Consider the following 24,731-nt stretch of genomic DNA (forward strand, 5'->3'; position numbering starts at 1 on the left):
CGTGACGGCCGCCCCATTGGAGCGGCCGTTTTGTTCACGCATCAGCTGTTGTTGTGGTCGACCTTGATGGTCGGATCGCTGCCGGCAATCAGGTTGTGAATGTTGGCAGTGGACCAGTTGTTGCCTTCCAGCTTGATCGTCACGTCCGGTGTCGCGGCAGCCGCGTCGGCGGAGTTGAACTTGCCCGCCGAGCTGACTTGCAGCGACGACACGCCGTCGACCGTGGTGATCTTCAGGAAGTTGTCGATGGTGCTGCCGGACTCGCCCTGCAGCAGGTCGCGCAGGTCGATGCGGTCACCTTCGCTGGCGTTGAAGTCCTTGATCACATCGTTGCCGGTGTCGCCTGCTTTCCAGACGAAGGTGTCGGCCCCGGAACCGCCGATCAGGATGTCGTTGCCCGGGCCGCCGATCAGCGTGTCGTTGCCGGAGCCGCCGAGCAGGATGTCATTGCCCTTGCCGCCGTCGAGCACGTCATTGCCGCCCCCTCCGAACAGGATGTCATTGCCCGCGCCACCCAGCAGCGTGTCATTGCCGTCATGGGCACCGGACACATCGAACGCCTGATAGTGCTCGGTGATGTACTGGTGCACGTTGCTGGTGGTGACTTTGCTGACATCGACGCCGGTCTGCTGCGCAACGAACGCCTGCATCGCCTGGTAACCCTCGCCGGCAATGCCGTTGAAGCTCACCAGATCGCCGAACAGGATGTCGTTGCCGTCGCCACCGTTGACCGTGTCGTTGCCCGGCATCGTCGCTTCGGTGTGGCCGATGATCGAGTTGGCCAGGTCCTTAGGATCGATGTTGGTCTGCGGGTTGTGATCGGTGTCGTACGGTTTCAGGTCGTTGAGGCTGACACCGCTGTTGATCCCGATGGCTTCCACATTGGACAGGTTGCCCAGCAGTGCGAAGGCGCTGTTGGCGTTGTCAGTGGTGGCCTGGCTGGTGCTGCTGCCGGAGCCTGCCAGGCTCGACAGCTCGTAGGTGCCGTCGCCCTGGGCGTGGATGGTGCCCACGTTGCTCCAGTTCCAGCTGCCGTTTTTAAGCGTCTGCAACACGACAGCGCCAGCCGTGCTGATGGTCAGGTAGTGCGTGCTGTCGATGTAGGTGCTGAAGCTGTCGCCCAGCTTGTAATTGCTGGTCTTCACCACGTCGTCGAGCTTCACGTTGCCGTACAGCGTCGGGTTGGTCTGTTCGCCGCTCTGGTAGTAGGTCGGCTGGCCGTCGGTGATGAAGTACGTGAGGTTCTTCGCCCCGGTGTTGGCGACGGCTTCGGCGCTCTGGAAGAAGTTGGCCGTAGCCTTGAACACGTCTTCGTAGTTGGTGCCGCCGCCGGAGGTCATCGAGTCCAGCACTGCCTTGAGCTTGGTCAGCGCGTTCGGGTCGTTGAGGTTCACCGACACCGACTTGTTGACCTGGGTATCGAAGTCCACCAGGAAGATGTTCACCGTACCCGAGTTGTTGCCCATACTCTGCTTGAGGGTGTTGAACACCGACGTCAGCGAGTCTTTGGCGGCGTTGATCGACGCGGTGCTCATGCTGCCCGAGCTGTCGACCATGAACGCGATGTTGTAGTTGGTGCCCGGCACCACGGTCAGGCCGCCGATGTCGGCGACGATGATGTCGTTGCCGTCGGTGCCGGTGACGGTGTCGTCGGCCGAGGTGGCGACAATCGAGTTGTAGACCGCCGGCACCACGGAGACCGGAATGGTCGCGGTGGTGCTGGCCGAGCCGCCCAGAGCTTCGGTCGAAGTCGAGGTCACGGTCAGGTTGAACTGGCCGTTGTAGTAGGCCGGCGGGGTCACGGTCAGGCTGCCGAGGTTCCAGCCGGTGACGTTGGCGTCGCCGCTGGTGGCGGTCACGGTGAAGCTGTGGCCCGCGCCGTCGCTGAGCACCGAACCGACCGGTGCGCCGCTGATCTTGATGCTCAGGGTTTCCGAACCGTCGGTGTCGGTCAGCGCGGTGCTGATCGACGACAGTTTCACGGTGGTGCCTTCGGCGCCGGTGTTGAGTTTGTAGCCGTCGTAATAGCCTTCGCCGTTGGTGCCGTGCAGGTCGGAGACGGTTACACCGGAGTTCACCAGGTCCTGTACGCCGGTGTAGATCGGCACGCCGGCACTGCTCAGGTCGATCGCCGTGCCGCCGTTGACCGACAGGTTGACGTCGTAGCTGCCCGGGCCGCTCTGGTTGTGGTGGTAGATCTCCAGGGTGTAGTAGCCGCTGGTGGTCGGGGTGAACGAACCGTTGAGGTTGCCGCCCGCGCCCCAGGTCGTGGCCGCCACGTTCTTGCCACCGATGTTCACCAGCAGACTGTCATCGCCGGTGCCGGTGAAGGTGTAAGTCTTGCCGGCTTCGAGGTAGATCAGGCCGGAGGTCTTCGACGCGGTGCCCGCTGCGACGTTGCCGTCGGACTGCACGTTGGTCACGTTGCCTTTGGAGTTCGGGGTGCCGGCGCCGTCGATCACGTTTTTCAGGGTGGTCGAGTTCGCGCCGCTGCCGTCGGTGCCCAGGCCCGACAGGCCGGTCCAGACTTCCTTGATCAGCCCGGTGGACTTCACGCTGTTGTCGGCCACCGACAGGGTCGGCGCATCCGCCACCGGCGTGATGTCGATCTTGATCGTGCCGGTGTTGCCCAGCAGCTGGCCGTCGGTTGGCTGGAACTTGATCTGTGCGTAGTCAGCCTGGTTGTTGCCCAGACCGGTGCCGCCATAACCGTTCGCACCCGATTCGTTGGCATCCGGGAGGAAGCGCAGCTTGCCGGCGTCGATGTCGGCCTTGCTGAAAGTCTGGTTGGTGGCGACGTCTTTCCAGGTCGAACCGTCCAGATACTGCAGTTTGCCTTCGCCCGGCAGCTGGGTGATTTTCACGCCCAGGCTCGAGGCCGGGCTGTCCACGTCAGTGACGCCGAAGGTCGACCAGCCGAGGATCAGCGGGGTGTCTTCGGTGCCGGTGACGTTGACCGGTGCTGCGACCGGCGCGTCGTTGACGGCCACCACGTTGACCGTGGTGGTGGCGACGTTGGAGTAGTTGCCACCATCGGTCACCGTCACGGTGATGATGCGCGGCACGGTGCTCGGATCTTCACTGTTGTTGGTGAAGGTGATGTTCTTGATCTGCTGCATGTAGTCGGCCAGCGTCGCGTTGCCCGACAGAGTCAGCGTGATCGAACCATCCTTGCTGTTGGCATTGATGGTGATGCCGTTGACGCTGTTGCCCAGGTTCAGCGAGTCGCCCGGCTGACGGTTGGTCAGCACGATGGTGGCGCCGGTCAGCATGGTGCTGTCCGGGTCGGTGATGCTGATGTCGGTATCGGCGATCGACACGCCCGCACCCGGAGTGTTCTCGGTGAAGGTCACCTTGTAGTCGGCCCCGGTGGCGCCGCTGGAGTTGTTGGCGTCGAGGTCGAGGACCGGAGGCGCATCGTTGTCGATGATCGAGGTGCTGACGCTGCCGTTGGTGCTGCTGACCGCCAGGTTCTCGAAGTTGCCGCCGGTGGCCGAGTCGATCTTGACCACGAAGTTCTCGGTGCCCTCGGTGATCTTGTCGTCGATGGTCGCAACATTGAACTGCGCGCTGCTGGCGCCCGCCGGGATCTTCACGGTGTACACGCCGGTGAAGTCCGAACCGTCGGCGGCGGTGCCGCTGTAGACGATTTTCAGGGTCACTTCGGTTTGCGCCGGGTGGGTCAGGCTCACGGTGTAGGTCGCGGTCTGGCCTTCGGTCACCGAGGTGCTGCCGGTGATGCTGACGGTGGTGGTGTCGATGGTGTCGGTGACGTTGGTCACCGCTGGCGTGTTGCTGGTCACCAGGTTTTCGAAGTTGCCACCGGTGGCGTTGGTGATGGTTGCCTGCACGGTGCCGGCGTCTTTGTAGACGTCGTCAGCCGGTGCCGGAACGGTCACGGTGCCCGTAGTTTTACCGGCCTCGATGGTGATCACCGAGCCGTTGCTCAGGGTCACGGTCACCGGGGTGCCTGCCGCGTTGGTCAGGGTCGCGGTGTAGGTGATCGAGCCACCTTCGGCCACGGTGCCGGTCGCAGTCAGCGACAGGTTGGTGGTGTCGATGGTGTCGGTGACGGTGGTGCTGACCGGCGTCTTGTCGGCCACGAGGTTTTCGTAATTGCCGCCGCTGACGTTGGTGATCGAGTTGGTCAGCGGAGCATGACCATTCAACACGTCGTTCGGTGCCGTCGTGGTGACGGTACCAGTGGTCTTGCCGATGTCGATGGTGATGGTCTGGCCGTTGGACAGGGTCACGGTCACTGGCGAACCGGTCACCGGCGCGCCGACAGTCGCGGTGTAGACGACGTTGCCGCCCTCGGCCGCGGTTGCGGTCGCGGTCAGTTTGACCGTGGTGGTGTCGATGGTGTCGGTGACGTTGGTCACGGCCGGTGTGTTGCTGGTCACCAGGTTTTCGAAATTGCCACCGGTGGCCGACTTGATTGTTGCCTGAACGGTGCCGGCGTCTTTGTAAACGTCATCGGCTGGCGCCGGAACGGTCACGGTGCCGGTGGTTTTGCCGGCGTCGATGGTGATCACGGCGCCGTTGCTCAGGGTTACGGTCACCGGAGTGCCCGCAGCGTTGGTCAACGTTGCGGTGTAGACGATCGAACCGCCTTCGGCCACGGTACCGGTCGCGGTCAGCGACAGGTTGGTGGTGTCGATGGTGTCGGTGACCGTGGTCGAAACCGGGGTCTTGTCGGCTACAAGGTTTTCGTAGTTGCCGCCGCTGACATTGGTGATGGCGTTGGTCAACGGCGCGTGGCCGTTAAGCGCATCGTTCGGCGCGGTGGTGGTCACGGTGCCGGTGGTCTTGCCCACTTCGATGGTGATGGTCTGGCCGTTGGACAGGGTCACGGTCACTGGCGAGCCGGTCACTGGCGCACCGACAGTCGCGGTGTAGACAACATTGCCGCCCTCGGCCGCTGTTGCGGTCGCGGTCAGCTTCACGGTGGTGGTGTCGATGGTATCGGTGACGTTGGTCACCGCTGGCGTGTTGCTGGTCACCAGGTTTTCGAAGTTGCCACCGGTGGCGTTGGTGATGGTTGCCTGAACAGTACCGGCGTCCTTGTAGACGTCGTCGGCTGGAGCCGGAACGGTCACGGTGCCGGTGGTTTTACCAGCGTCGATGGTGATCACGGCGCCGTTGCTCAGGGTCACGGTTACCGGAGTGCCCGCCGCGTTGGTCAGTGTGGCGGTGTAGATGATCGAACCGCCCTCGGCGACCGAGTTGGTGGCGCTCAAGGACAGGTTGGTGGTGTCGATGGTGTCGGTGACGGTGGTGCTGACCGGAGTCTTGTCGGCGACCAGATTCTCGTAGTTGCCGCCGCTTACGCCGGTGATCGCGTTGGTCAGTGGCGCATGACCATTCAGCACGTCGTTCGGCGCGGTGGTGGTGACGGTGCCGGTGGTCTTGCCGACTTCGATGGTGATTTGCTGACCGTTCGACAGGGTCACAGTCACTGGCGAGCCGGTAACCGGTGCACCCACGGTGGCGGTGTAGGTGACGGTGCCACCCTCGGCCGCTGTCGTGGTCGCCGTCAGCTTCACGGTGGTGGTGTCGATGGTGTCGGTGACGCTGGTCACCGCTGGCGTGGTGCTGGTCACCAGGTTTTCGAAGTTGCCACCGGTGGCCGATTTGATCGTGGCCTGTACGTTGCCGGCGTCCTTGTAGACGTCATCGGCCGGCGCAGGAACGGTCACGGTGCCGGTGGTTTTGCCCGCGTCGATGGTGATGACAGCACCGTTGGACAAGGTCACGGTCACTGGCGAGCCAGCGGCGTTGGTCAGGGTCGCGGTGTAGGTGATCTGGCCACCTTCGGCCACGGTGCCGGTCGCGGTCAGCGACAGGTTGGTGGTGTCGATGGTGTCGGTGACGGTGGTCGAAACCGGTGTTTTGTCGGCGACCAGATTTTCGTAGTTGCCGCCGGAAACGTTGGTGATGGCGTTGGTCAACGGCGCGTGACCGGTCAGCACATCGTTTGGCGCCGTGGTAGTTACGGTGCCGGTGGTCTTGCCCACTTCGATGGTGATGGTCTGGCCGTTCGACAAGGTCACGACAACCGGCGAGCCGGTGACCGGTGCACCCACGGTAGCGGTGTAGGTGACGGTGCCACCTTCGGCAGCGGTGTCGGTCGCGGTCAGTTTGACCGTGGTGGTGTCGATGGTGTCGGTGACTTTGGTCACGGCTGGTGTGTTGCTGGTCACCAGGTTTTCGAAGTTGCCGCCGGTGGCGGATTTGATCGTGGCCTGTACGGTGCCGGCGTCCTTGTAGACGTCATCGGCTGGTGCAGGAACGGTTACGGTGCCGGTGGTTTTGCCCGCTTCGATGGTGATCACGGCGCCGTTGCTCAGCGTTACGGTCACAGGAGTGCCCGCTGCGTTGGTCAGGGTCGCGGTGTAGGTGATCTGGCCACCTTCGGCCACGGTGCCGGTCGCGGTCAGCGACAGGTTGGTGGTATCGATGGTGTCGGTCACGGTGGTGCTGACCGGCGTCTTGTCGGCGACCAGATTTTCGTAGTTGCCACCGCTCACGTTGGTGATGGCGTTGGTCAGCGGAGCATGACCGGTCAGCGCATCGTTCGGCGCGGTGGTGGTCACGGTACCGGTGGTCTTGCCCACTTCGATGGTGATGGTCTGGCCGTTCGACAGGGTCACGGTCACTGGGGAGCCGGTCACCGGTGCACCCACGGTCGCGGTGTAAGTAACTGTGCCGCCTTCAGCTGCCGACTCGGTCGCGGTGAGTTTCACCGTGGTGGTGTCGATTGTATCGGTGACCTGGGTCACCGCAGGAACCGTGCTGGTCACCAGATTTTCGAAGTTGCCACCCGTGGCGGACTTGATCGTCGCTTCCACGGTGCCGGCGTCCTTGTAGACGTCATCGGCAGGGGCTGGAACCGTCACGGTGCCAGTGGTTTTACCGGCCTCGATAGTGATTACGGCGCCGTTGCTCAAGGTCACGGTCACCGGGGTGCCCGCCGCGTTGGTCAGTGTGGCGGTGTAGATGATCGAACCGCCCTCGGCGACCGAATTGGTGGCGCTGAGGGTCAGGTTGGTGGTGTCGACGGTGTCGGTGACCGTGGTCGAAACCGGGGTCTTGTCGGCCACCAGATTTTCGTAATTACCGCCGGTTACGCCGGTGATCGCATTGGTCAGCGGCGCGTGGCCGGTCAACGCATCGTTCGGCGCAGTGGTAGTCACGGTGCCAGTGGTCTTGCCGACTTCGATGGTGATTTGCTGTCCGTTGGACAGGGTCACGGTAACCGGAGAGCCCGTCACCGGTGCGCCGACGGTGGCGGTGTAGGTGACGGTGCCGCCTTCAGCCGCCGACTCGGTCGCGGTCAGTTTGACCGTGGTGGTGTCGATGGTGTCGGTGACGTTGGTTACAGCTGGCGTAGTGCTGGTCACCAGGTTTTCGAAGTTGCCACCGGTCGCGGACTTGATCGTCGCTTCCACGGTGCCGGCGTCCTTGTAGACGTCATCGGCAGGGGCCGGGACGGTTACGGTGCCAGTGGTCTTGCCGGCGTCGATGGTGATCACCGCGCCGTTCGACAGGGTCACGGTCACCGGAGTGCCGGCCGGATTGGTCAGGGTCGCGGTGTAGGTGATCTGGCCACCCTCGGCCACGGTGCCGGTCGCGGTGAGCGACAGGTTGGTGGTGTCGATGGTGTCGGTCACAGTGGTGCTGACCGGAGTCTTGTCCGCTACGAGGTTTTCGTAGTTGCCGCCGCTCACGTTGGTGATTGCGTTGGTCAGCGGCGCATGGCCGTTCAGCACATCGTTCGGTGCCGTGGTGGTCACGGTGCCGGTGGTCTTGCCGACTTCGATGGTGATTTGCTGACCGTTGGACAGGGTCACGGTCACTGGCGAGCCAGTCACCGGCGCGCCCACGGTCGCGGTGTAAGTAACGGTGCCACCTTCGGCGGCGGTTTCGGAAGCGGTGAGCTTCACGGTCGTCGTGTCGATGGTGTCGGTGACTTCGGTCACGGCCGGAACGGTGCTAGGCACCAGGTTCTCGAAGTTGCCACCGGTTGCATCCTTGATGGTGACTTCGACTTTGCCGGCGTCCTTGTAGACGTCATCGGCCGGGGCCGGAACAGTCACAGTGCCGGTGGTTTTACCCGCTTCGATGGTAATCACGGCGCCGTTGCTCAACGTCACGGTCAGCGGAGTGCCGGCCGGGTTGGTCAGGGTGGCGGTGTAAACGATCGAGCCGCCTTCGGCCACAGTGCCGGTCGCAGTCAGCGACAGGTTGGTGGTGTCGATGGTATCGGTCACGGTGGTGCTGACCGGAGTTTTGTCAGCCACCAGGTTCTCGTAGTTGCCGCCGCTGACGTCGGTAATCGCGTTGGTCAGCGGTGCATGGCCGTTCAGCGCATCGTTCGGTGCAGTGGTGGTCACGGTGCCGGTGGTCTTGCCGACTTCGATGGTGATTTGCTGACCGTTGGACAAGGTCACGGTAACTGGCGAACCGGTCACAGGTGCGCCCACAGTCGCGGTGTAGGTGACTGTACCGCCTTCAGCCGCCGACTCGGTCGCGGTCAGTTTGACCGTGGTGGTGTCGATGGTGTCGGTGACTTCGGTAACTGCTGGAACGGTGCTCGGCACCAGGTTCTCGAAGTTGCCGCCAGTGGCCGTCGAAATGGTCGCTTCGACTTTGCCCGCATCCTTGTAAACGTCATCGGCCGGAGCCGGAACGGTTACGGTGCCGGTGGTCTTACCGGCTTCGATGGTGATCACCGCGCCGTTCGACAGGGTCACGGTCACCGGGGTGCCGGCCGGGTTGGTCAGGGTCGCGGTATAGACGATCGAACCGCCCTCGGCCACGGAGCCAGTGGCGCTCAGGGTCAGGTTGGTGGTGTCGACGGTGTCGGTCACGGTGGTGCTGACCGGAGTCTTGTCAGCAACCAGATTCTCGTAGTTGCCACCGGTCACGCCGGTGATCGAGTTGGTCAGCGGCTCGTGACCGTTCAGTGCGTCATTTGGCGCGGTGGTGGTCACGGTACCGGTGGTTTTACCGACCTCGATGGTGATTTGCTGACCATTGGCCAGGGTCACGGTAACCGGAGAACCCGTCACCGGAGCACCAACAGTCGCGGTGTAGGTGACGGTGCCACCTTCAGCAGCGGTTTCGGTCGCGGTGAGTTTCACCGTTGTGGTGTCGATGGTATCGGTGACGTTGGTCACGGCCGGAACGGTGCTCGGCACCAGGTTCTCGAAGTTGCCGCCGGTGGTGCCGGTAATGCTGACTTCGACTTTGCCGGCGTCCTTGTAAACGTCATCGGCCGGTGCCGGAACGGTCACGGTGCCCGTAGTCTTGCCGGCTTCGATGGTGATGACGGCGCCGTTCGACAGGGTCACGGTCACCGGGGTGCCGGCCGGGTTGGTCAGAGTCGCGGTGTAGACAATCGAACCACCCTCGGCTACCGAATCGGTGGCGGTCAGGTTGAGGTTGGTGGTGTCGACAGTGTCCGATACCGAGGTGTTGGCCGGTTTGCTGTCGACCGCCAGGTTCTCGTAGTTGCCGCCGGTGGCCTTGTCGATGGTCACGCTCAGCGAGCTGCCGCCCGCCAGCGGGCTGTTCGGCGCGACGAAGTTCACGGTGCCGGTGGTCTCGCCCACGGCGATGGTGATGGTCTGGCCGTTGGACAGGGTCACCACGACCGGCGAACCGGTTACTGGCGCCGTCACGGTCGCGGTGTAGACCACGGTTTCGCCTTCGGCGACGTTGGCGGTAGCGGTCAGCGACACGGTGGACGTGTCGATGGTGTCGTGAACGGTGGTGACCGCCGGGGCCGTGCTGGTGACCAGGTTTTCAAAGTTGCCGCCGGTGGCGCCCTTGATGGTCGTTTCAACGGTACCGGCGTCCTTGTAGACGTCGTCCTTCGGTGCGTCGACGGTCACGGTGCCGGTGGTTTTGCCGGCTTCGATGGTGATCACGGCGCCGTTACTCAACGTCACGGTCACCGGGGTGCCGGCGGCGTTGGTCAGGGTCGCGGTGTAGGTGATCTGGCCACCTTCGTTGACTTCCGGCGTCGCGCTCAGCGTCAGGTTGGTGGTGTCGACGGTGTCGGTCACGGTGGTGCTGACCGGAGTCTTGTCGGCGACCAGATTCTCGTAGTTGCCACCGCTCACGCCAGTGATCGAGTTGGTCAGTGGTTCATGACCGTTCAACGCATCGTTCGGCGCTGTGGTGGTGACGGTGCCGGTGGTTTTACCGACTTCGATGGTGATCTGCTGACCATTGGCCAGGGTCACGGTCACCGGGGAACCGGTGACTGGAGCACCGACAGTCGCGGTGTAAGTAACGGTGCCGCCTTCAGCTGCCGACTCGGTCGCAGTCAGTTTGACCGTGGTGGTGTCGATGGTGTCGGTGACTTCGGTGACGGCCGGAACGGTGCTCGGCACCAGATTCTCGAAGTTGCCGCCAGACGCATCCTTGATGGTGACTTCGACTTTGCCGGCATCTTTGTAAACATCATCGGCCGGGGCCGGAACGCTCACGGTGCCGGTGGTTTTACCGGCTTCGATGGTGATCACGGCGCCGTTCGACAGGGTCACGGTGACCGGCGTGCCGGCCGGGTTGGTCAGGGTGGCGGTGTAAACAATCGAGCCGCCCTCGGCCACGGAGCCGGTCGCGGTCAGCGACAGGTTGGTGGTGTCGATGGTGTCAGTGACCGTAGTCGAAACCGGGGTCTTGTCGGCAACGAGGTTCTCGTAATTGCCGCCGCTCACATCAGTAATCGCGTTGGTCAGCGGTGCATGGCCGTTCAGCGCATCGTTAGGTGCGGTGGTGGTCACGGTGCCGGTGGTCTTGCCCACTTCGATGGTGATCGACTGACCGTTGGACAGGGTAACGGTGACTGGCGAACCGGTCACAGGTGCGCCCACAGTCGCGGTGTAGGTGACGGTGCCACCTTCAGCTGCGGATTCGGTCGCGGTCAGTTTGACCGTAGTGGTATCGATGGTGTCGGTGACTTCGGTGACGGCCGGGACAGTGCTCGGCACCAGGTTCTCGAAGTTGCCGCCAGTGGCCGTCGAAATGGTCGCTTCGACTTTGCCCGCATCTTTGTAGACGTCATCGGCCGGGGCCGGAACGCTCACGGTGCCCGTGGTCTTGCCGGCTTCGATGGTGATGACGGCGCCGTTCGACAGGGTCACGGTCACCGGGGTGCCGGCCGGGTTGGTCAGGGTCGCGGTGTAAACGATCGAACCGCCTTCGGCCACGGAGCCAGTGGCGCTCAGGGTCAGGTTGGTGGTGTCGACGGTGTCGGTCACGGTGGTGCTGACCGGAGTCTTGTCGGCGACCAGATTCTCGTAGTTGCCACCGCTCACGCCAGTGATCGAGTTGGTCAGTGGTTCATGACCGTTCAACGCATCATTCGGCGCTGTGGTGGTGACGGTGCCGGTGGTCTTGCCGACTTCGATGGTGATCTGCTGACCATTGGCCAGGGTCACGGTCACCGGGGAACCGGTGACTGGAGCACCGACAGTCGCGGTGTAAGTAACGGTGCCGCCTTCAGCTGCCGACTCGGTCGCAGTCAGTTTGACCGTGGTGGTGTCGATGGTGTCGGTGACTTCGGTGACGGCCGGAACGGTGCTCGGCACTAGATTCTCGAAGTTGCCGCCAGACGCATCCTTGATGGTGACTTCGACTTTGCCGGCATCTTTGTAAACATCATCGGCCGGAGCCGGAACGGTCACGGTGCCGGTGGTTTTGCCCGCTTCGATGGTGATGACGGAGCCGTTGCTCAACGTCACGGTCACCGGGGTGCCGGCAGGGTTGGTCAGGGTCGCGGTGTAAACAATCGAACCGCCCTCGGCCACGGTACCGGTCGCAGTCAGCGACAGATTGGTGGTGTCGACGGTGTCGGTCACTGTGGTGCTGACCGGAGTTTTGTCAGCCACGAGGTTTTCGTAGTTGCCGCCGCTTACGCCAGTGATCGAGTTGCTCAACGGTTCATGACCGTTCAGCGCGTCATTCGGTGCGGTGGTGGTCACGGTGCCGGTGGTCTTGCCGACTTCGATAGTGATGGTCTGGCCGTTGGCCAACGTGACAGTCACTGGCGAGCCGGTCACAGGTGCACTGACCGTCGCGGTGTAGGTGACAGTGCCGCCCTCGGCCACCGATGTATCGGCGCTCAGCTTCACCGTCGAGGTATCGATGGTGTCAGTCACTTCAGTGACAGCCGGGACGGTGCTTGGGACAAGGTTTTCGAAGTTGCCGCCGGACGCATCCTTGATGGTGACTTCGACCTTGCCGGCGTCCTTGTAGACGTCATCGGCAGGAGCAGGAACAGTCACAGTGCCGGTGGTTTTGCCGGCCTCGATGGTGATGACCGAGCCGTTGCTCAAGGTCACGGTCACCGGAGTGCCGGCCGGGTTGGTCAGGGTGGCGGTGTAGACAATCGAACCACCCTCGGCCACGGAGCCAGTGGCGCTGAGGGTCAGGTTGGTGGTGTCGACGGTATCGGTCACAGTGGTGCTGACCGGCGCTTTATCGGCGACGAGGTTTTCGTAATTACCGCCGCTTACGTCAGTGATCGAGTTGGTCAGCGGTTCATGACCGTTCAACGCATCGTTTGGTGCAGTGGTGGTGACGGTGCCGGTGGTCTTGCCGACTTCGATGGTGATTTGCTGACCATTGGCCAGGGTCACGGTCACCGGCGATCCGGTCACTGGCGCGCCAACAGTGGCGGTATAAGTGACAGTGCCACCTTCAGCTGCCGACTCGGTCGCGGTGAGCTTCACCGTGGTGGTGTCGATGGTGTCAGTGACTTCGGTGACGGCTGGAGCGGTGCTTGGCACCAGGTTTTCGAAGTTGCCACCGGACGCGTCCTTGATGGTCACTTCGACTTTGCCCGCGTCCTTGTAGACGTCATCGGCCGGAGCTGGAACAGTCACGGTACCGGTGGTTTTACCAGCCTCGATGGTGATGACCGAGCCATTGCTCAAGGTCACTGTCACCGGAGTGCCCGCCGGGTTGGTCAGCGTGGCGGTGTAGACGATCGTGCCACCCTCGGCCACGGAGCCAGTGGCGCTCAGGGTCAGGTTGGTGGTGTCGACGGTGTCGGTCACTGTGGTGCTGACCGGCGTCTTGTCGGCTACAAGGTTTTCGTAATTACCGCCGCTTACGTCAGTGATCGAGTTGGTCAGCGGTTCATGACCGTTCAACGCATCGTTCGGCGCGGTGGTGGTGACGGTGCCGGTGGTCTTGCCGACTTCGATGGTGATTTGCTGACCATTGGCCAGGGTCACGGTCACAGGCGATCCGGTCACTGGCGCGCCAACAGTGGCGGTGTAGGTGACGGTGCCACCTTCGGCTGCGGTTTCGGTCGCGGTGAGTTTCACCGTGGTGGTGTCGATGGTGTCGGTGACTTCGGTAATCGCTGGAACGGTGCTTGGCACCAGGTTCTCGAAGTTGCCGCCAGCGGTATTGGTGATCGTGACTTCAACCTTGCCGGCGTCCTTGTAGACGTCGTCGGCAGGCGCTGGAACGGTCACGGTGCCGGTGGTTTTACCGGCCTCGATGGTGATGACCGAGCCATTGCTCAAGGTCACGGTCACCGGGGTGCCGGCCGGGTTGGTCAGGGTCGCGGTGTAAACAATCGAACCGCCCTCGGCCACGGAGCCAGTGGCGCTCAGTGTCAGATTGGTGGTGTCGACGGTGTCGGTGACAGTAGTGGAAACCGGAGTCTTGTCAGCCACGAGGTTTTCGTAGTTGCCGCCGCTCACGTCAGTGATCGAGTTGGTCAGCGGCGCGTGGCCGTTGAGTACATCGTTCGGCGCGGTGGTGGTCACGCTGCCGGTGGTCTTGCCGACTTCGATGGTGATGGTCTGACCGTTGGCCAGAGTCACGGTGACCGGGGAGCCAGTAACCGGTGCGCCAACAGTGGCGGTGTAAGTGACGGTGCCGCCTTCAGCGACCGAGGTGTCAGCGGTCAGCTTCACGGTCGACGTGTCGATGGTATCAGTGACTTCAGTGACCGCTGGAACGGTGCTCGGAACGAGGTTCTCGAAATTGCCGCCGGATGCATCCTTGATGGTCACTTCAACCTTGCCGGCATCTTTGTAGACGTCATCGGCAGGGGCCGGAACGGTCACGGTGCCGGTGGTCTTGCCGGCCTCGATGGTGATCACCGCGCCATTGGACAGGGTCACGGTGACTGGCGAGCCGGCGGCATTGGTCAGGGTCGCGGTGTAGACGATCGAACCGCCCTCGGCCACGGAGCCAGTGGCGCTCAGGGTCAGGTTGGTGGTGTCGACGGTGTCGGTGACCGTGGTCGAAACCGGGGTTTTATCGGCCACGAGGTTTTCGTAGTTGCCGCCCGTTACGCCAGTGATCGAGTTGGTCAGGGGCGGATTGCCGGTCAAGGCATCGTTCGGCGCGGTGGTGGTCACGGTGCCGGTGGTCTTGCCGACTTCGATGGTGATCTGCTGACCATTGGCCAGGGTCACGGTCACAGGCGAACCGGTCACCGGCGCGCCAACGGTGGCGGTGTAGGTGACAGTGCCACCTTCGGCTGCGGTTTCGGTCGCGGTGAGTTTCACCGTGGTGGTGTCGATGGTGTCAGTGACTTCGGTCACGGCGGGAACGGTGCTCGGCACCAGGTTCTCGAAGTTGCCGCCGGTGGTGCCGGTAATGCTGACTTCGACTTTGCCGGCGTCCTTGTAAACGTCATCGGCCGGTGCCGGAACGGTCACGGTGCCGGTGGTCTTGCCCGCTTCAATGGTGATGACGGAGCCGTTGCTCAACGTCACGGTCACTGGCGTGCCAGCCGGGTTGGTCAGGGTCGCGGTGTAAACGATCGAGCCGCCTTCGGCCACGGAACCGGTGGCGCTCAGCGACAGATTGGTGGTGTCGATGGAGTCGGTGACCGTGGTGGTCGCCGGCGTGGTGTTCGGCACCAGATTTTCGAAGTTGCCGCCGGTCGCACCGGTAATGGTGGTGCTGACGGTGCCGCCGTTGTTGTAGACGTCATTCGGCGCGGTCGGCACGTTGACGCTGCCGCTGGTCTTGCCGGCTTCGATGGTGATGGTCGAGCCGTTCGACAACGTGACGGTGACCGGCGTTTGCGCCGGGTTGGTCAACGTCGCGGTGTAGGTGATCTGGCCGCCTTCAACCACGGTGCCGGTCGCGGTCAGTGTCAGGTTGGTGGTGTCGACCGAATCGACGATATTGGTGACGGCTGGCGTTGGGTTCGGCACCAGATTCTCGAAGTTGCCACCCGTGGCACCGGTGATGGTGGTGGTGACGGTGCTGCCGTTGTTATAGACGTCATTCGGCGCGGTCGGAACGTTGACGGTGCCGGTGGTCTGGCCGGCGCCGATGGTGATGGTCGAGCCGTTCGACAGGGTGACGGTGACCGGCGTCTGCGCCGGGTTGGTCAGGGTCGCGGTGTAGGTGATCTGGCCACCTTCGGTGACGCTGCCGCCCGCCGTCAGGGTGACGGTGGTGGTGTCGATGGTGTCGGTGACCTGGGTCACGGCCGGGGTGGTCGGCACGGTGACGGTAATGCCGTTGCCGCCGGTGGTGCCGGTGACGGTTACGTTGATCTGGCTGGCGTCGTTGTAGACCGTGTCATTCGGGGCCAGCGGCACGTTGACGGTGCCAGTGGTGGAACCGGCCGGAATCACGATCACCGCGCCATTGGACAGGGTGACGGTCAGGTCTGTCAGCGGCGCCTGGGTCAGGGTCGCGGTGTACACCAGCACGCCGCCGGCTTCGGTGATGGTCGGCGTGGCGCTGAGGCTCAGGGTCGAGTCGCGCAGGGCGTTGGTGGTGGTGTCGGTGGTCTGGCCACCGGTGATGTTCTGGGCAGTTTGACCGCCGGAGTTGATGCCCGCGGTCGGGAAGCCAATGGTCGGATCCACTCGGCCAGCGGTCGCATCGAGCATTACGAAGCTGTGGCCACCCCCGGCAGCACCGCCAGTGCCTGCGGCGGTCGCGCCGGCAGCTGTGGCCTCAAGGTCGGTGGTCGGGTCGGCACCGGCGGCAATGGCTTGTTGCAGCTCTTCAACGGACGGTGCGGCTTGCGCAGTGGCCTCGGCCAGGTCGGTGGTGGAGTCCGGAGTGTCGGCGCTCCATTGGGTGTCACGACCCAGATCGAGGGTGCGGCCATCAGCCAGTTCCAGGGACACCGCGCCGGAAACGCCGGTATCGACCTGATCGCCGGCGAACAGACGGTCGCCTTCAACGAGTACGCGACGGACGCCCTCTGGGGACACCACGAAAACCTGACCGACAATGCTTTTGACGATGGCCACAACACTGCTCATTGAAGACTCTCCGGGTGTCACGTTCAGTTGACTTCCATAGACCTGATGGCTTTTCTGCGCCGATTCAGTCTGGACGTACTTTTAAAAAAATGTGAATCAAGTTTGACGCTGATCTTCGTCAATATTTTGGCTAGAATCTTTCGCTATTAACTTTATGCCAAACTATTGACCTTATGGATGCCATCCTAAACAATCGCCCCACTAATGTCACATTGATATTTACGCGGCGACTTGCCCTTGAGCATGTGATCCAGTTCCGGTTTTAAACTTTCCGACATACGGTCATTCCGGTTGCCATCATCCGACGCAGCACCCTTATTTGCTGTGATTCACGACAAGAAGTTTTGGGAATTCCTTACCATGCGTTCGCCCCTGTTCAAGGCTCTACCTTTCGCTCTCGCCGCGTCTTTTGCTCAAGCACAATCCTTACCGGAAGCCATGCAACAGGCACTGGATGTCCATCCGGAAATCCAGGCAGGGGTCAACAGTCGATTGGCTGCGGATTATCAGTTAAAGGCTGCCAAAGGTGGATACCTGCCCAAGGTCGATCTGCTCGGCGGTTATGGCCGTGAAGGCACCGACAGCGTCACCACCCGTGCCAACGGCGGCGGCAATCACTGGGAAACCCTGAACCGTGGCGAGTCGAGTGTGCGACTGTCGCAAATGGTTTTTGACGGTTTTGCGACGTCCAGCGAAGTCGGGCGTCAACAAGCCACCGTCAACTCCCGCGCCTATGCCTTGCTTGGCACCTCCGAGCGCACCGCGCTGACCGTGGCCCAGGTTTACCTGGATGTGCTGACCCGTCGCGAATTCGTGCGCCTGGCCGAGGAAAACCTCAAGAGCCACCAGCGCATCTACGATCAGATCCAGTTGCGCACCCAGCGCGGCGTCGGCAGCGGAGCCGACCTCGACCAGGCCGAAGCGCGGATGGCCCAGGCCCGCAACAACCTGATCACCGAGCAGACCAACCTGGCCGACTCGGAAACCAACTTCCTCAGCGCCGTCGGCCAGATGCCTGATCAGCTGGAGCGTCCGGCGCCGTTCATGGCGATGATGCCGGCCAACCTCAATGAGGCCCGCGCGCAGATGCTGGAAAACAGCCCGATCCTGCGTTCGGCCGAGTCCGACATCGCCGCTGCCGAAAAGCAGTACGAAACCGCCAAGTCGACTTTCTACCCGCGCTTCGACGCCGAGCTGGGCCGCACCGCCGACAACGACCTCGACGGCCAGAACGGTCACAACAATGAATGGCAGGCGATGCTGCGTATGCGCTTCAACCTGTACTCCGGTGGCAGCAACAAGGCCGACCTGGAATCCAAGTCCTACCTGTCGAACCAGGCGCTGGACATCCGCAACAACGCCCTGCGCCAGTTGAACGAAGAACTGGGCCTGGCCTGGAACGCCTTGAACAACGCCAACGCCCAGGTGCCGATCGCCCAGCAGTACGTTGACCACAGCACCGCAGTGCGTACCGCTTACCAGCGCCAGTTCAGCCTCGGCGAGCGAACCCTGCTGGATTTGCTCGACAGTGAAAACGAACTGTTCACCGCTTCGCGCCGTCTGGCCGAGATCAAGAACATTCAGTTATTTACTCAATACCGAATCAAGGCGACCATGGGCGAGTTGCTCAAGAGCCAGGGAGTGGTCGCACCGATGGCATCCGTTGTGCAGAACGACGTGAAGCCCAAGGTTCAACTGCCCGGGATGAATTGAGTTGTCCCTTTTCAACTGTTAAAGAGTGTCGAGCGTGGAATCAGAAGTCAGTCGAGTTCATCTCAGTCATGATCCACGCGCGTTGCACGACGATCCGTTACTGGATGGTCTGCTCGCCCTTTGCATGCTGCACCAGAAACCCGCCAGCGCGGCGATGCTGACCACCGGTCTGCCGCTGCCCAAGCAACGCCTGAGTGTCGAACTGTTGCCCCGTGCAGCGGCCCGCGCCGGGCTGCAGGGGCGGGTACTGCAACGCAAGCTGGAAGAAATTCCGGCCATCGCCATGCCGGCGCTGTTGCTGCTCAAGGATGGCCGCAGCGCTGTCCTGCTGGGCTGGCAGGGTGAGAACGAAGCCCGCGTGCTGCTCAGCGAAACCGATGGCGGCGAGTCTCTCGTCAACCGTGAGCTGCTGGCCGACGACTACCTCGGCAAAGTGTTCTTCGCCCAGCCCCAGCACAAGTTCGACGTCAACCATGGCACGCTGATCCCGCGTGCACGCTCGTGGTTCCGCGACACCCTCAAGCGTTCGCGCTGGCTGTATGCCGACGCCATCGCCGCCAGTTTCCTGATCAACATCATCGCCATGGCAGCCCCGCTGTTCGTGATGAACGTCTACGACCGCGTGGTGCCGAACCAGGCCGAGGCGACCCTGTGGGTGCTTGCACTGGGCATCACCGGCGCCTACCTGTTCGACCTGATCCTCAAGAGCCTGCGCAGTCTGTGCCTGGATCTGGCCGGCAAGAAAACCGACCTGATCATCTCCGCCACGCTGTTCGAACGCATCGTCGGCATGGCCATGAAATACCGCCCGGCGCGGGTCGGCAGCTTTGCCCAGAACATCCACGAGTTCCAGAGCCTGCGCGACTTCCTCGCCTCGCTGACCCTGACCAGCCTGATCGACCTGCCGTTCACCATTCTGATCTTCATCGTCATCGCCATTCTCGGCGGGCATCTGGTGTGGATTCCGGTGCTGGCCTTCCCGATTGCCCTGCTGATCGGCTACGCCTTGCAGAAGCCGCTGGTGGCCACCATGGAGCGCACCATGGCGCTGGGTGCCGAACGTCAGTCGAGCCTGATCGAAACCCTCGCCGGCCTCGACGCGGTGAAGGTCAACAACGCCGAAAGTGAACGCCAGTACCAGTGGGAGCAGACCATCGGCACCCTCAGCCGCCTCGAGCTGCGGGTGAAAATGCTCTCCGGCCTGGCGATGAACATCACCCTGCTGATCCAGCAACTCGCCGGCGTGATCATGATCGTCTTCGGCGTGTACCAGATCATCGCCGGCAACCTGAGCATGGGCGGCCTGATCGCCTGCTACATGCTCAGTGGCCGCGCACTCAGCCCGCTGGCGTCGCTGTCCGGTCTGCTGACTCGTTACCAGCAGGCGCGGGTGACCATGACTTCGGTCGACCAGATGATGGAACTGCCGCAGGAGCGCAATTTCGAAGAACGCCCGCTGAGCCGCAAGGTGCTGCAAGGTGCGATCGAATGCCGTCAGCTCAACTTCACCTACCCCGATCAACAGAACCCGGCGCTGAAAAACATCAACCTGGTGATCCGTCCCGGCGAGAAGATCGGCATCATCGGCCGCAGCGGTTCCGGCAAAAGCTCGCTGGCGAAACTGCTGGTGGGCCTGTATCAGCCGGACGATGGTGCGTTGCTGGTGGACGGCGTCGACATCCGCCAGATCGACGTCAGCGAGCTGCGCTACAACATCGGCTACGTGCCGCAGGACATCCAGCTGCTGGCCGGCACCCTGCGCGACAACCTGATTTCTGGCGCCCGTTACGTCGAGGACGAACTGGTACTGCAAGCCGCCGAACTGGCCGGCGTGCATGAATTCGCCCGCCTGCACCCGCAGGGTTATGAACTGCAAGTCGGCGAGCGCGGGCAGAACCTGTCCGGCGGTCAGCGCCAGAACGTCGCCCTGGCCCGGGCGCTGCTGCTCAATCCGCCGATCCTGCTGCTGGACGAACCGACCAGCGCCATGGACAACACCGGCGAAGAACGCCTCAAGCAACGCCTGGCTGCAGTTGTTGAAAACAAGACCGTGGTGCTGGTGACGCACCGGGCATCGCTGCTGTCGCTGGTGGATCGCCTGCTGGTGGTCGACCGTGGACAGATTCTCGCCGATGGCCCGAAAGCCGCCGTGATGGAAGCGTTGAAGAAGGGGCAGATCAGTGTTGCTTAAGTCGGGTTTCAAGGATTCGATCCGTCGCTACTTCAAGGGCTCTGCCTCATTGCAGGGTCAGCCGCTGCCGGAGGTCAACAAGGCCTTGATCGAGGACGCACCGCGCGTGGTGCGGCTGACGATCTGGGCGATCATCGGTTTCTTCGTGTTCCTGATGCTGTGGGCCAACTTCGCCGTGATCGACGAAGTGACCAAGGGCGACGGCAAGGCGATTCCGTCGTCGAAGATCCAGAAAATCCAGAACCTTGAGGGCGGTATCGTCTCCGAGCTGTTCGTCAAGGAAGGCCAGATCGTCGAGGCCGGCGCACCGCTGGTTCGCCTGGACGACACGCGCTTCGCCTCCAACGTTGGCGAAACCGAGGCCGACCGCCTATCGATGCTGCTGCGGGTCGAGCGTCTGAGCGCCGAGGTCGATGACCGGCCGCTGAATTTCCCCGAGGACGTGCTCAAGGCCGTGCCGGGTCAGGCCAAGAGTGAAGAATCGCTGTATGTCAGCCGTCGTCAGCAGTTGCACGATGAAGTCGGCGGCTTGCAGGAGCAGTTGATCCAGCGCCAGCAAGAACTGCGCGAATTCACCTCGAAGCAGGCGCAGTACCGCCAGCAACTGGGCCTGCAACGCCAGGAAATCAACATGTCCGAGCCGCTGGTGGCCCAGGGCGCTGTGTCGCCGGTGGAAGTGCTGCGACTCAAGCGTGCCGAAGTGGAAACCCGTGGCCAGCTCGACGCCACCACCCTGGCAATCCCGCGTGCCGAATCGGCGATCAAGGAAGTCCAGCGCAAGATCGACGAGACGCGCGGCAAGTTCCGCAGCGACGCCCTGACCCAGCTCAACGAAGCGCGCACCGACCTGAACAAGGCCCAGGCCACCGGCAAAGCGCTGGAAGACCGGGTCAGCCGTACGCTCGTCACCTCGCCGGTGCGGGGCATCGTCAACAAGATGCTGGTCAACACCATCGGCGGCGTGATCCAGCCGGGCAGCGACCTGCTGGAAATCGTGCCGCTGGACGACACCTTGCTGGTCGAAGCGAAGATCCGCCCGCAGGACATCGCGTTCCTGCATCCGGGGCAGGACGCCACGGTGAAATTCACCGCCTATGACTACACCATTTATGGCGGCCTGAAGGCCAAGCTGGAGCAGATCGGTGCCGACACCATCACCGATGAAGACAAGAAAACCACCTACTACATTATCAAGCTGCGCACCGAGCGCAGCCATCTCGGCACTGACGAGAAGCCGCTGCTGATCATCCCGGGGATGGTGGCGTCGGTGGACATCATCACTGGCAAGAAGACGGTGCTGAGCTACCTGCTCAAGCCGATCATCCGGGCGCGGGCCGAGGCGCTGCACGAACGCTAGATCTTTATTGGCCTTTCAGGCCTCTTCGCGAGCAAGCCCGCTCCCACATTCGACTGCGTTTTTCCAGAGACACGCGATCGAGTGTGGGAGCGGGCTTGCTCCGGGCGGCGATCCGACGAAGGCGTCCGTAGCAACACCACATCCCGTCCGGAAGTGACGCAAATGGTCACTCACCATCCAGTCCATTCCGAAGCAATCGCCATATCGTTATTCGTTAATGGTATTTAAATAACGCTTCTTATAGCTATAAAGTCAGCCTCCTGCGTACCTGCCGACCAATCGGCGCGCCGCACGACACGAACCCACACGCAATCCAGCGTGAGTTTCTGATCGACGCGCGCGCCCTTGAGCGCGCCGTGCGTGGGAGATTGATTGATGTCCACAGCTACTGCTACCCCAAGCGCCGCGACTGTCGCGCCGCAAACCTTCGAAATCCGCCCGTTCAGCGGTGCCGTCGGCGCCGAAATCATCGGCCTCGACCTAACCCGTCCGGTCAACGACCAGGACTTCGCCCGTATCCACCGCGCGCACCTCGATCACCACGTCGTGGTGTTCCGCGACCAGCGCATCACCCCGCAACAACAGATCGACTTCAGCCGCCGTTTCGGCGTGTTGCAGATCCATGTGCTCAAGCAGTTCCTGCTGGCCGATCACCCGGAAATCCTCATCGTTTCCAACATCGTCGAGAACGGGCAGAACATCGGCCTCGGTGATGCCGGCAAGTTCTGGCACTCGGACCTTTCCTATAAAGAGCTGCCGAGCCTCGGCTCGATGCTGCACGCCCAGGAGCTGCCGCCCGAGGGCGGCGACACCCTGTTCGCCGACATGCACAAAGCCTGGGACAGCCTGCCCGACGCGCTGCGCAAAGCGGTCGAAGGCCGCTCGGCTGCGCATTCCTACACCGCGCGCTACAGCGAAACCAAATTCGAAGGCAACTGGCGCCCGACCCTGACCCCGGAGCAATTGGCACAGGTCGCCGAGGTCGTGCACCCGGTGGTTCGTACCCACCCGGAAAACGGCCGCAAGGCGTTGTTCGTCAGTGAAGGTTTCACCACTCGCATCGTCGGCCTGCCGGAGGACGAGAGCAAACAACTGCTCGATGAGCTCTACGCCCACAGCGTGCTGCCGCAGAACATCTATCGCCATCAATGGCAGCCCCACGACCTGGTGTTCTGGGACAACCGTTCGTTGATCCACCTTGCCGCCGGCTGCCCGGCGCACCTGCGCCGCAAGCTGTATCGCACCACCATCCAGGGCGACGCGCCTTTCTGATTTGCCGGAGATCCGATCATGTCCAAACGTCTTCCATTCGCGCCGCTGGCGGCGGCCATCGGCCTCGGTTTCAGCCTGATCGCCGGCAGCCTGGTGGCGCCGACCGTGGCCCACGCCGAAGGTGAAATCCGCATCGCCGAACAGTTCGGCATTGTCTATCTGTTGCTCAACGTGGTGCGCGATCAGGGACTGATCGAGAAGTACGGCAAGCAGGAAGGGCTCGACATCAAGGTCGACTGGACCCAGTTGTCGGGCGGCGCGGCAGTCAACGATGCGCTGCTTTCCGGTTCCATCGACATTGCCGGCGCCGGCGTCGGGCCGTTGCTGACCATCTGGGACCGCACCCACGGCAAGCAGAACGTCAAGGCCGTGGCCTCGCTGGGCAACTTCCCGTACTACCTCGTCAGCAACAATCCCAAGGTCAAAACCATCGCCGACTTCACCGAGAAGGACCGCATCGCGGTGCCGGCGGTTGGCGTTTCGGTGCAGTCGCGCTTCCTGCAATACGCGGCGGCCAAGCAATGGGGTGACAAGGAATTCAATCGCCTCGACAAGTACACCATCGCCGTCCCACACCCGGACGCCACCGCCGCGTTGATCGCCGGCGGCACCGAGCTGACCGGGCATTTCTCCAACCCGCCGTTCCAGGATCAGGCGCTGCAGAACCCGAACGTGCACGTGGTGCTCAACTCCTATGATGTGCTCGGCCCGAACTCGCCGACCGTGCTGTTCGCCACCGAGAAATTCCGCAACGAGAACCCCAAGACCTACAAGGCATTCGTCGAAGCCCTGACCGAAGCCGCGCAGTTTGCGCAGAATGACAAAGGCGCAGCGGCGGACACCTATATCCGCGTGACCAAAGCCAGGATCGACCGCGCCGAGCTGCTGAAAATCATCGACAACCCGCAGTTCGAATTCAGCGTCACGCCGAAAAACACCTACCCGCTCGCCGAGTTCCTCTACCGTGTCGGCGCGATCAAGAACAAACCTGAATCGTGGAAGGATTACTTCTTCCAGGACGCCAAACCGCTGCAAGGGAGCTGATCGAGATGAACGCCCCTTTGCAAGGCCACGCGGCCAGCAACCCGATCGCCACCGCGCAGGCGCTGCTGGCGGTCGACCAGGTCAGCCTCGAATACCGCACGCCACAGCGCGTCGTGCGCGCCACCCACCAAGTCAGTTTCGAAGTCGATCAACAGGATCGTTTCGTGCTGCTCGGCCCGTCCGGCTGCGGCAAGTCGACCTTGCTCAAAGCCGTCGCCGGGTTCATTGCGCCGTGCGAGGGCGAGATCCGTCTGCAAGGCCAGCGCGTAGACGCGCCGGGGCCGGACCGGATCGTGGTGTTTCAGGAATTCGATCAACTGCCACCGTGGAAAACCGTCAAACAGAACGTGATGTTTCCGCTGCTGGCCTCGCGCACCTTGAAGAAAAAGGAAGCCGAAGAGCGTGCGCTGCACTATCTGGAAAAGGTCGGTCTGGCAGCGTTCGCCGATGCCTATCCACACACCTTGTCCGGCGGCATGAAGGCGCGGGTGGCGATTGCCCGGGCGCTGGCGATGCAGCCGAAGATTCTGCTGATGGACGAGCCGTTCGCTGCACTGGACGCCCTGACCCGGCGCAAGATGCAGGAAGAGTTGCTGCTGCTCTGGGAGGAGGTGCGTTTCACCCTGTTGTTCGTCACCCACTCGATTGAAGAAGCGCTGGTGGTCGGCAATCGCATCTTGCTGCTGTCGCCGCATCCGGGCCGGGTGAGGGCAGAAGTGCACAGTCATCAATACGATCTGCAAAGCCTCGGCGGCGTGGCGTTTCAGGAATCGGCGCGGCGCATTCACCGTTTGCTGTTCGATGAAGGGCAGTCGCCGGAAACCGAGCGCGAGCACGATTTCAACGACATTCGCATCGCTTATTGAGCCACCCGGAGGAT

At 62.6% G+C, this 24,731-nt stretch carries 7 protein-coding genes; 6 read left to right on the forward strand and 1 reads right to left on the reverse strand.

The window, feature by feature from the left end; all coding sequences use genetic code 11:
- Positions 1–41: 41 nt before the first annotated feature.
- Positions 42–16,274 (reverse strand): immunoglobulin-like domain-containing protein, encoded by a 16,233-nt coding sequence (locus tag CAG02_RS15020; RefSeq protein ID WP_085712604.1) that lies wholly within the window; start codon positions 16,272–16,274, stop codon positions 42–44.
- A gap of 360 nt (positions 16,275–16,634) precedes the next feature.
- Here CAG02_RS15020 and CAG02_RS15025 point away from each other — a divergent pair, with 360 nt between their 5' ends.
- From CAG02_RS15025 to CAG02_RS15050, 6 genes are all read left to right on the forward strand, one after another.
- A complete protein-coding gene (locus CAG02_RS15025; protein ID WP_085712605.1) occupies positions 16,635–17,987 on the forward strand; it encodes a TolC family outer membrane protein in 1,353 nt (450 codons plus the stop codon).
- A gap of 34 nt (positions 17,988–18,021) precedes the next feature.
- Positions 18,022–20,178, forward strand: coding sequence for a type I secretion system permease/ATPase (locus CAG02_RS15030; RefSeq protein ID WP_085712606.1), 2,157 nt, complete (start codon positions 18,022–18,024; stop codon positions 20,176–20,178).
- Positions 20,168–21,535 (forward strand): HlyD family type I secretion periplasmic adaptor subunit, encoded by a 1,368-nt coding sequence (locus CAG02_RS15035; RefSeq protein WP_085712607.1) that lies wholly within the window; start codon positions 20,168–20,170, stop codon positions 21,533–21,535. The genes CAG02_RS15030 and CAG02_RS15035 overlap by 11 nt, the downstream gene beginning before the upstream one ends.
- Before the next feature lie 375 nt (positions 21,536–21,910).
- Positions 21,911–22,807 (forward strand): TauD/TfdA family dioxygenase, encoded by an 897-nt coding sequence (locus CAG02_RS15040; protein WP_085712608.1) that lies wholly within the window; start codon positions 21,911–21,913, stop codon positions 22,805–22,807.
- Positions 22,808–22,825: 18 nt separating this feature from the next.
- On the forward strand, positions 22,826–23,851 hold the full coding sequence (locus CAG02_RS15045; RefSeq protein WP_085712609.1) for an ABC transporter substrate-binding protein: 1,026 nt from the start codon (positions 22,826–22,828) through the stop codon (positions 23,849–23,851).
- Between the two features lie 5 nt (positions 23,852–23,856).
- Positions 23,857–24,717: an ABC transporter ATP-binding protein gene (locus CAG02_RS15050; RefSeq protein ID WP_085712610.1), complete on the forward strand. Its 861-nt coding sequence runs from the start codon at positions 23,857–23,859 to the stop codon at positions 24,715–24,717.
- Positions 24,718–24,731 lie beyond the last annotated feature (14 nt).

The sequence above is a fragment of the Pseudomonas sp. R43(2017) genome, from assembly GCF_002112345.1.
GTDB lineage: Bacteria > Pseudomonadota > Gammaproteobacteria > Pseudomonadales > Pseudomonadaceae > Aquipseudomonas > Aquipseudomonas kribbensis.

Excerpts from the sequence above, each read along its gene's own strand:
- CAG02_RS15020 (WP_085712604.1), bottom strand. The coding sequence starts at position 16,274 with ATGAGCAGTGTTGTGGCCATCGTCAAAAGCATTGTCGGTCAGGTTTTC.
- CAG02_RS15025 (WP_085712605.1), top strand. The coding sequence starts at position 16,635 with ATGCGTTCGCCCCTGTTCAAGGCTCTACCTTTCGCTCTCGCCGCGTCT.
- CAG02_RS15040 (WP_085712608.1), top strand. The coding sequence starts at position 21,911 with ATGTCCACAGCTACTGCTACCCCAAGCGCCGCGACTGTCGCGCCGCAA.
- CAG02_RS15045 (WP_085712609.1), top strand. The coding sequence starts at position 22,826 with ATGTCCAAACGTCTTCCATTCGCGCCGCTGGCGGCGGCCATCGGCCTC.
- CAG02_RS15050 (WP_085712610.1), top strand. The coding sequence starts at position 23,857 with ATGAACGCCCCTTTGCAAGGCCACGCGGCCAGCAACCCGATCGCCACC.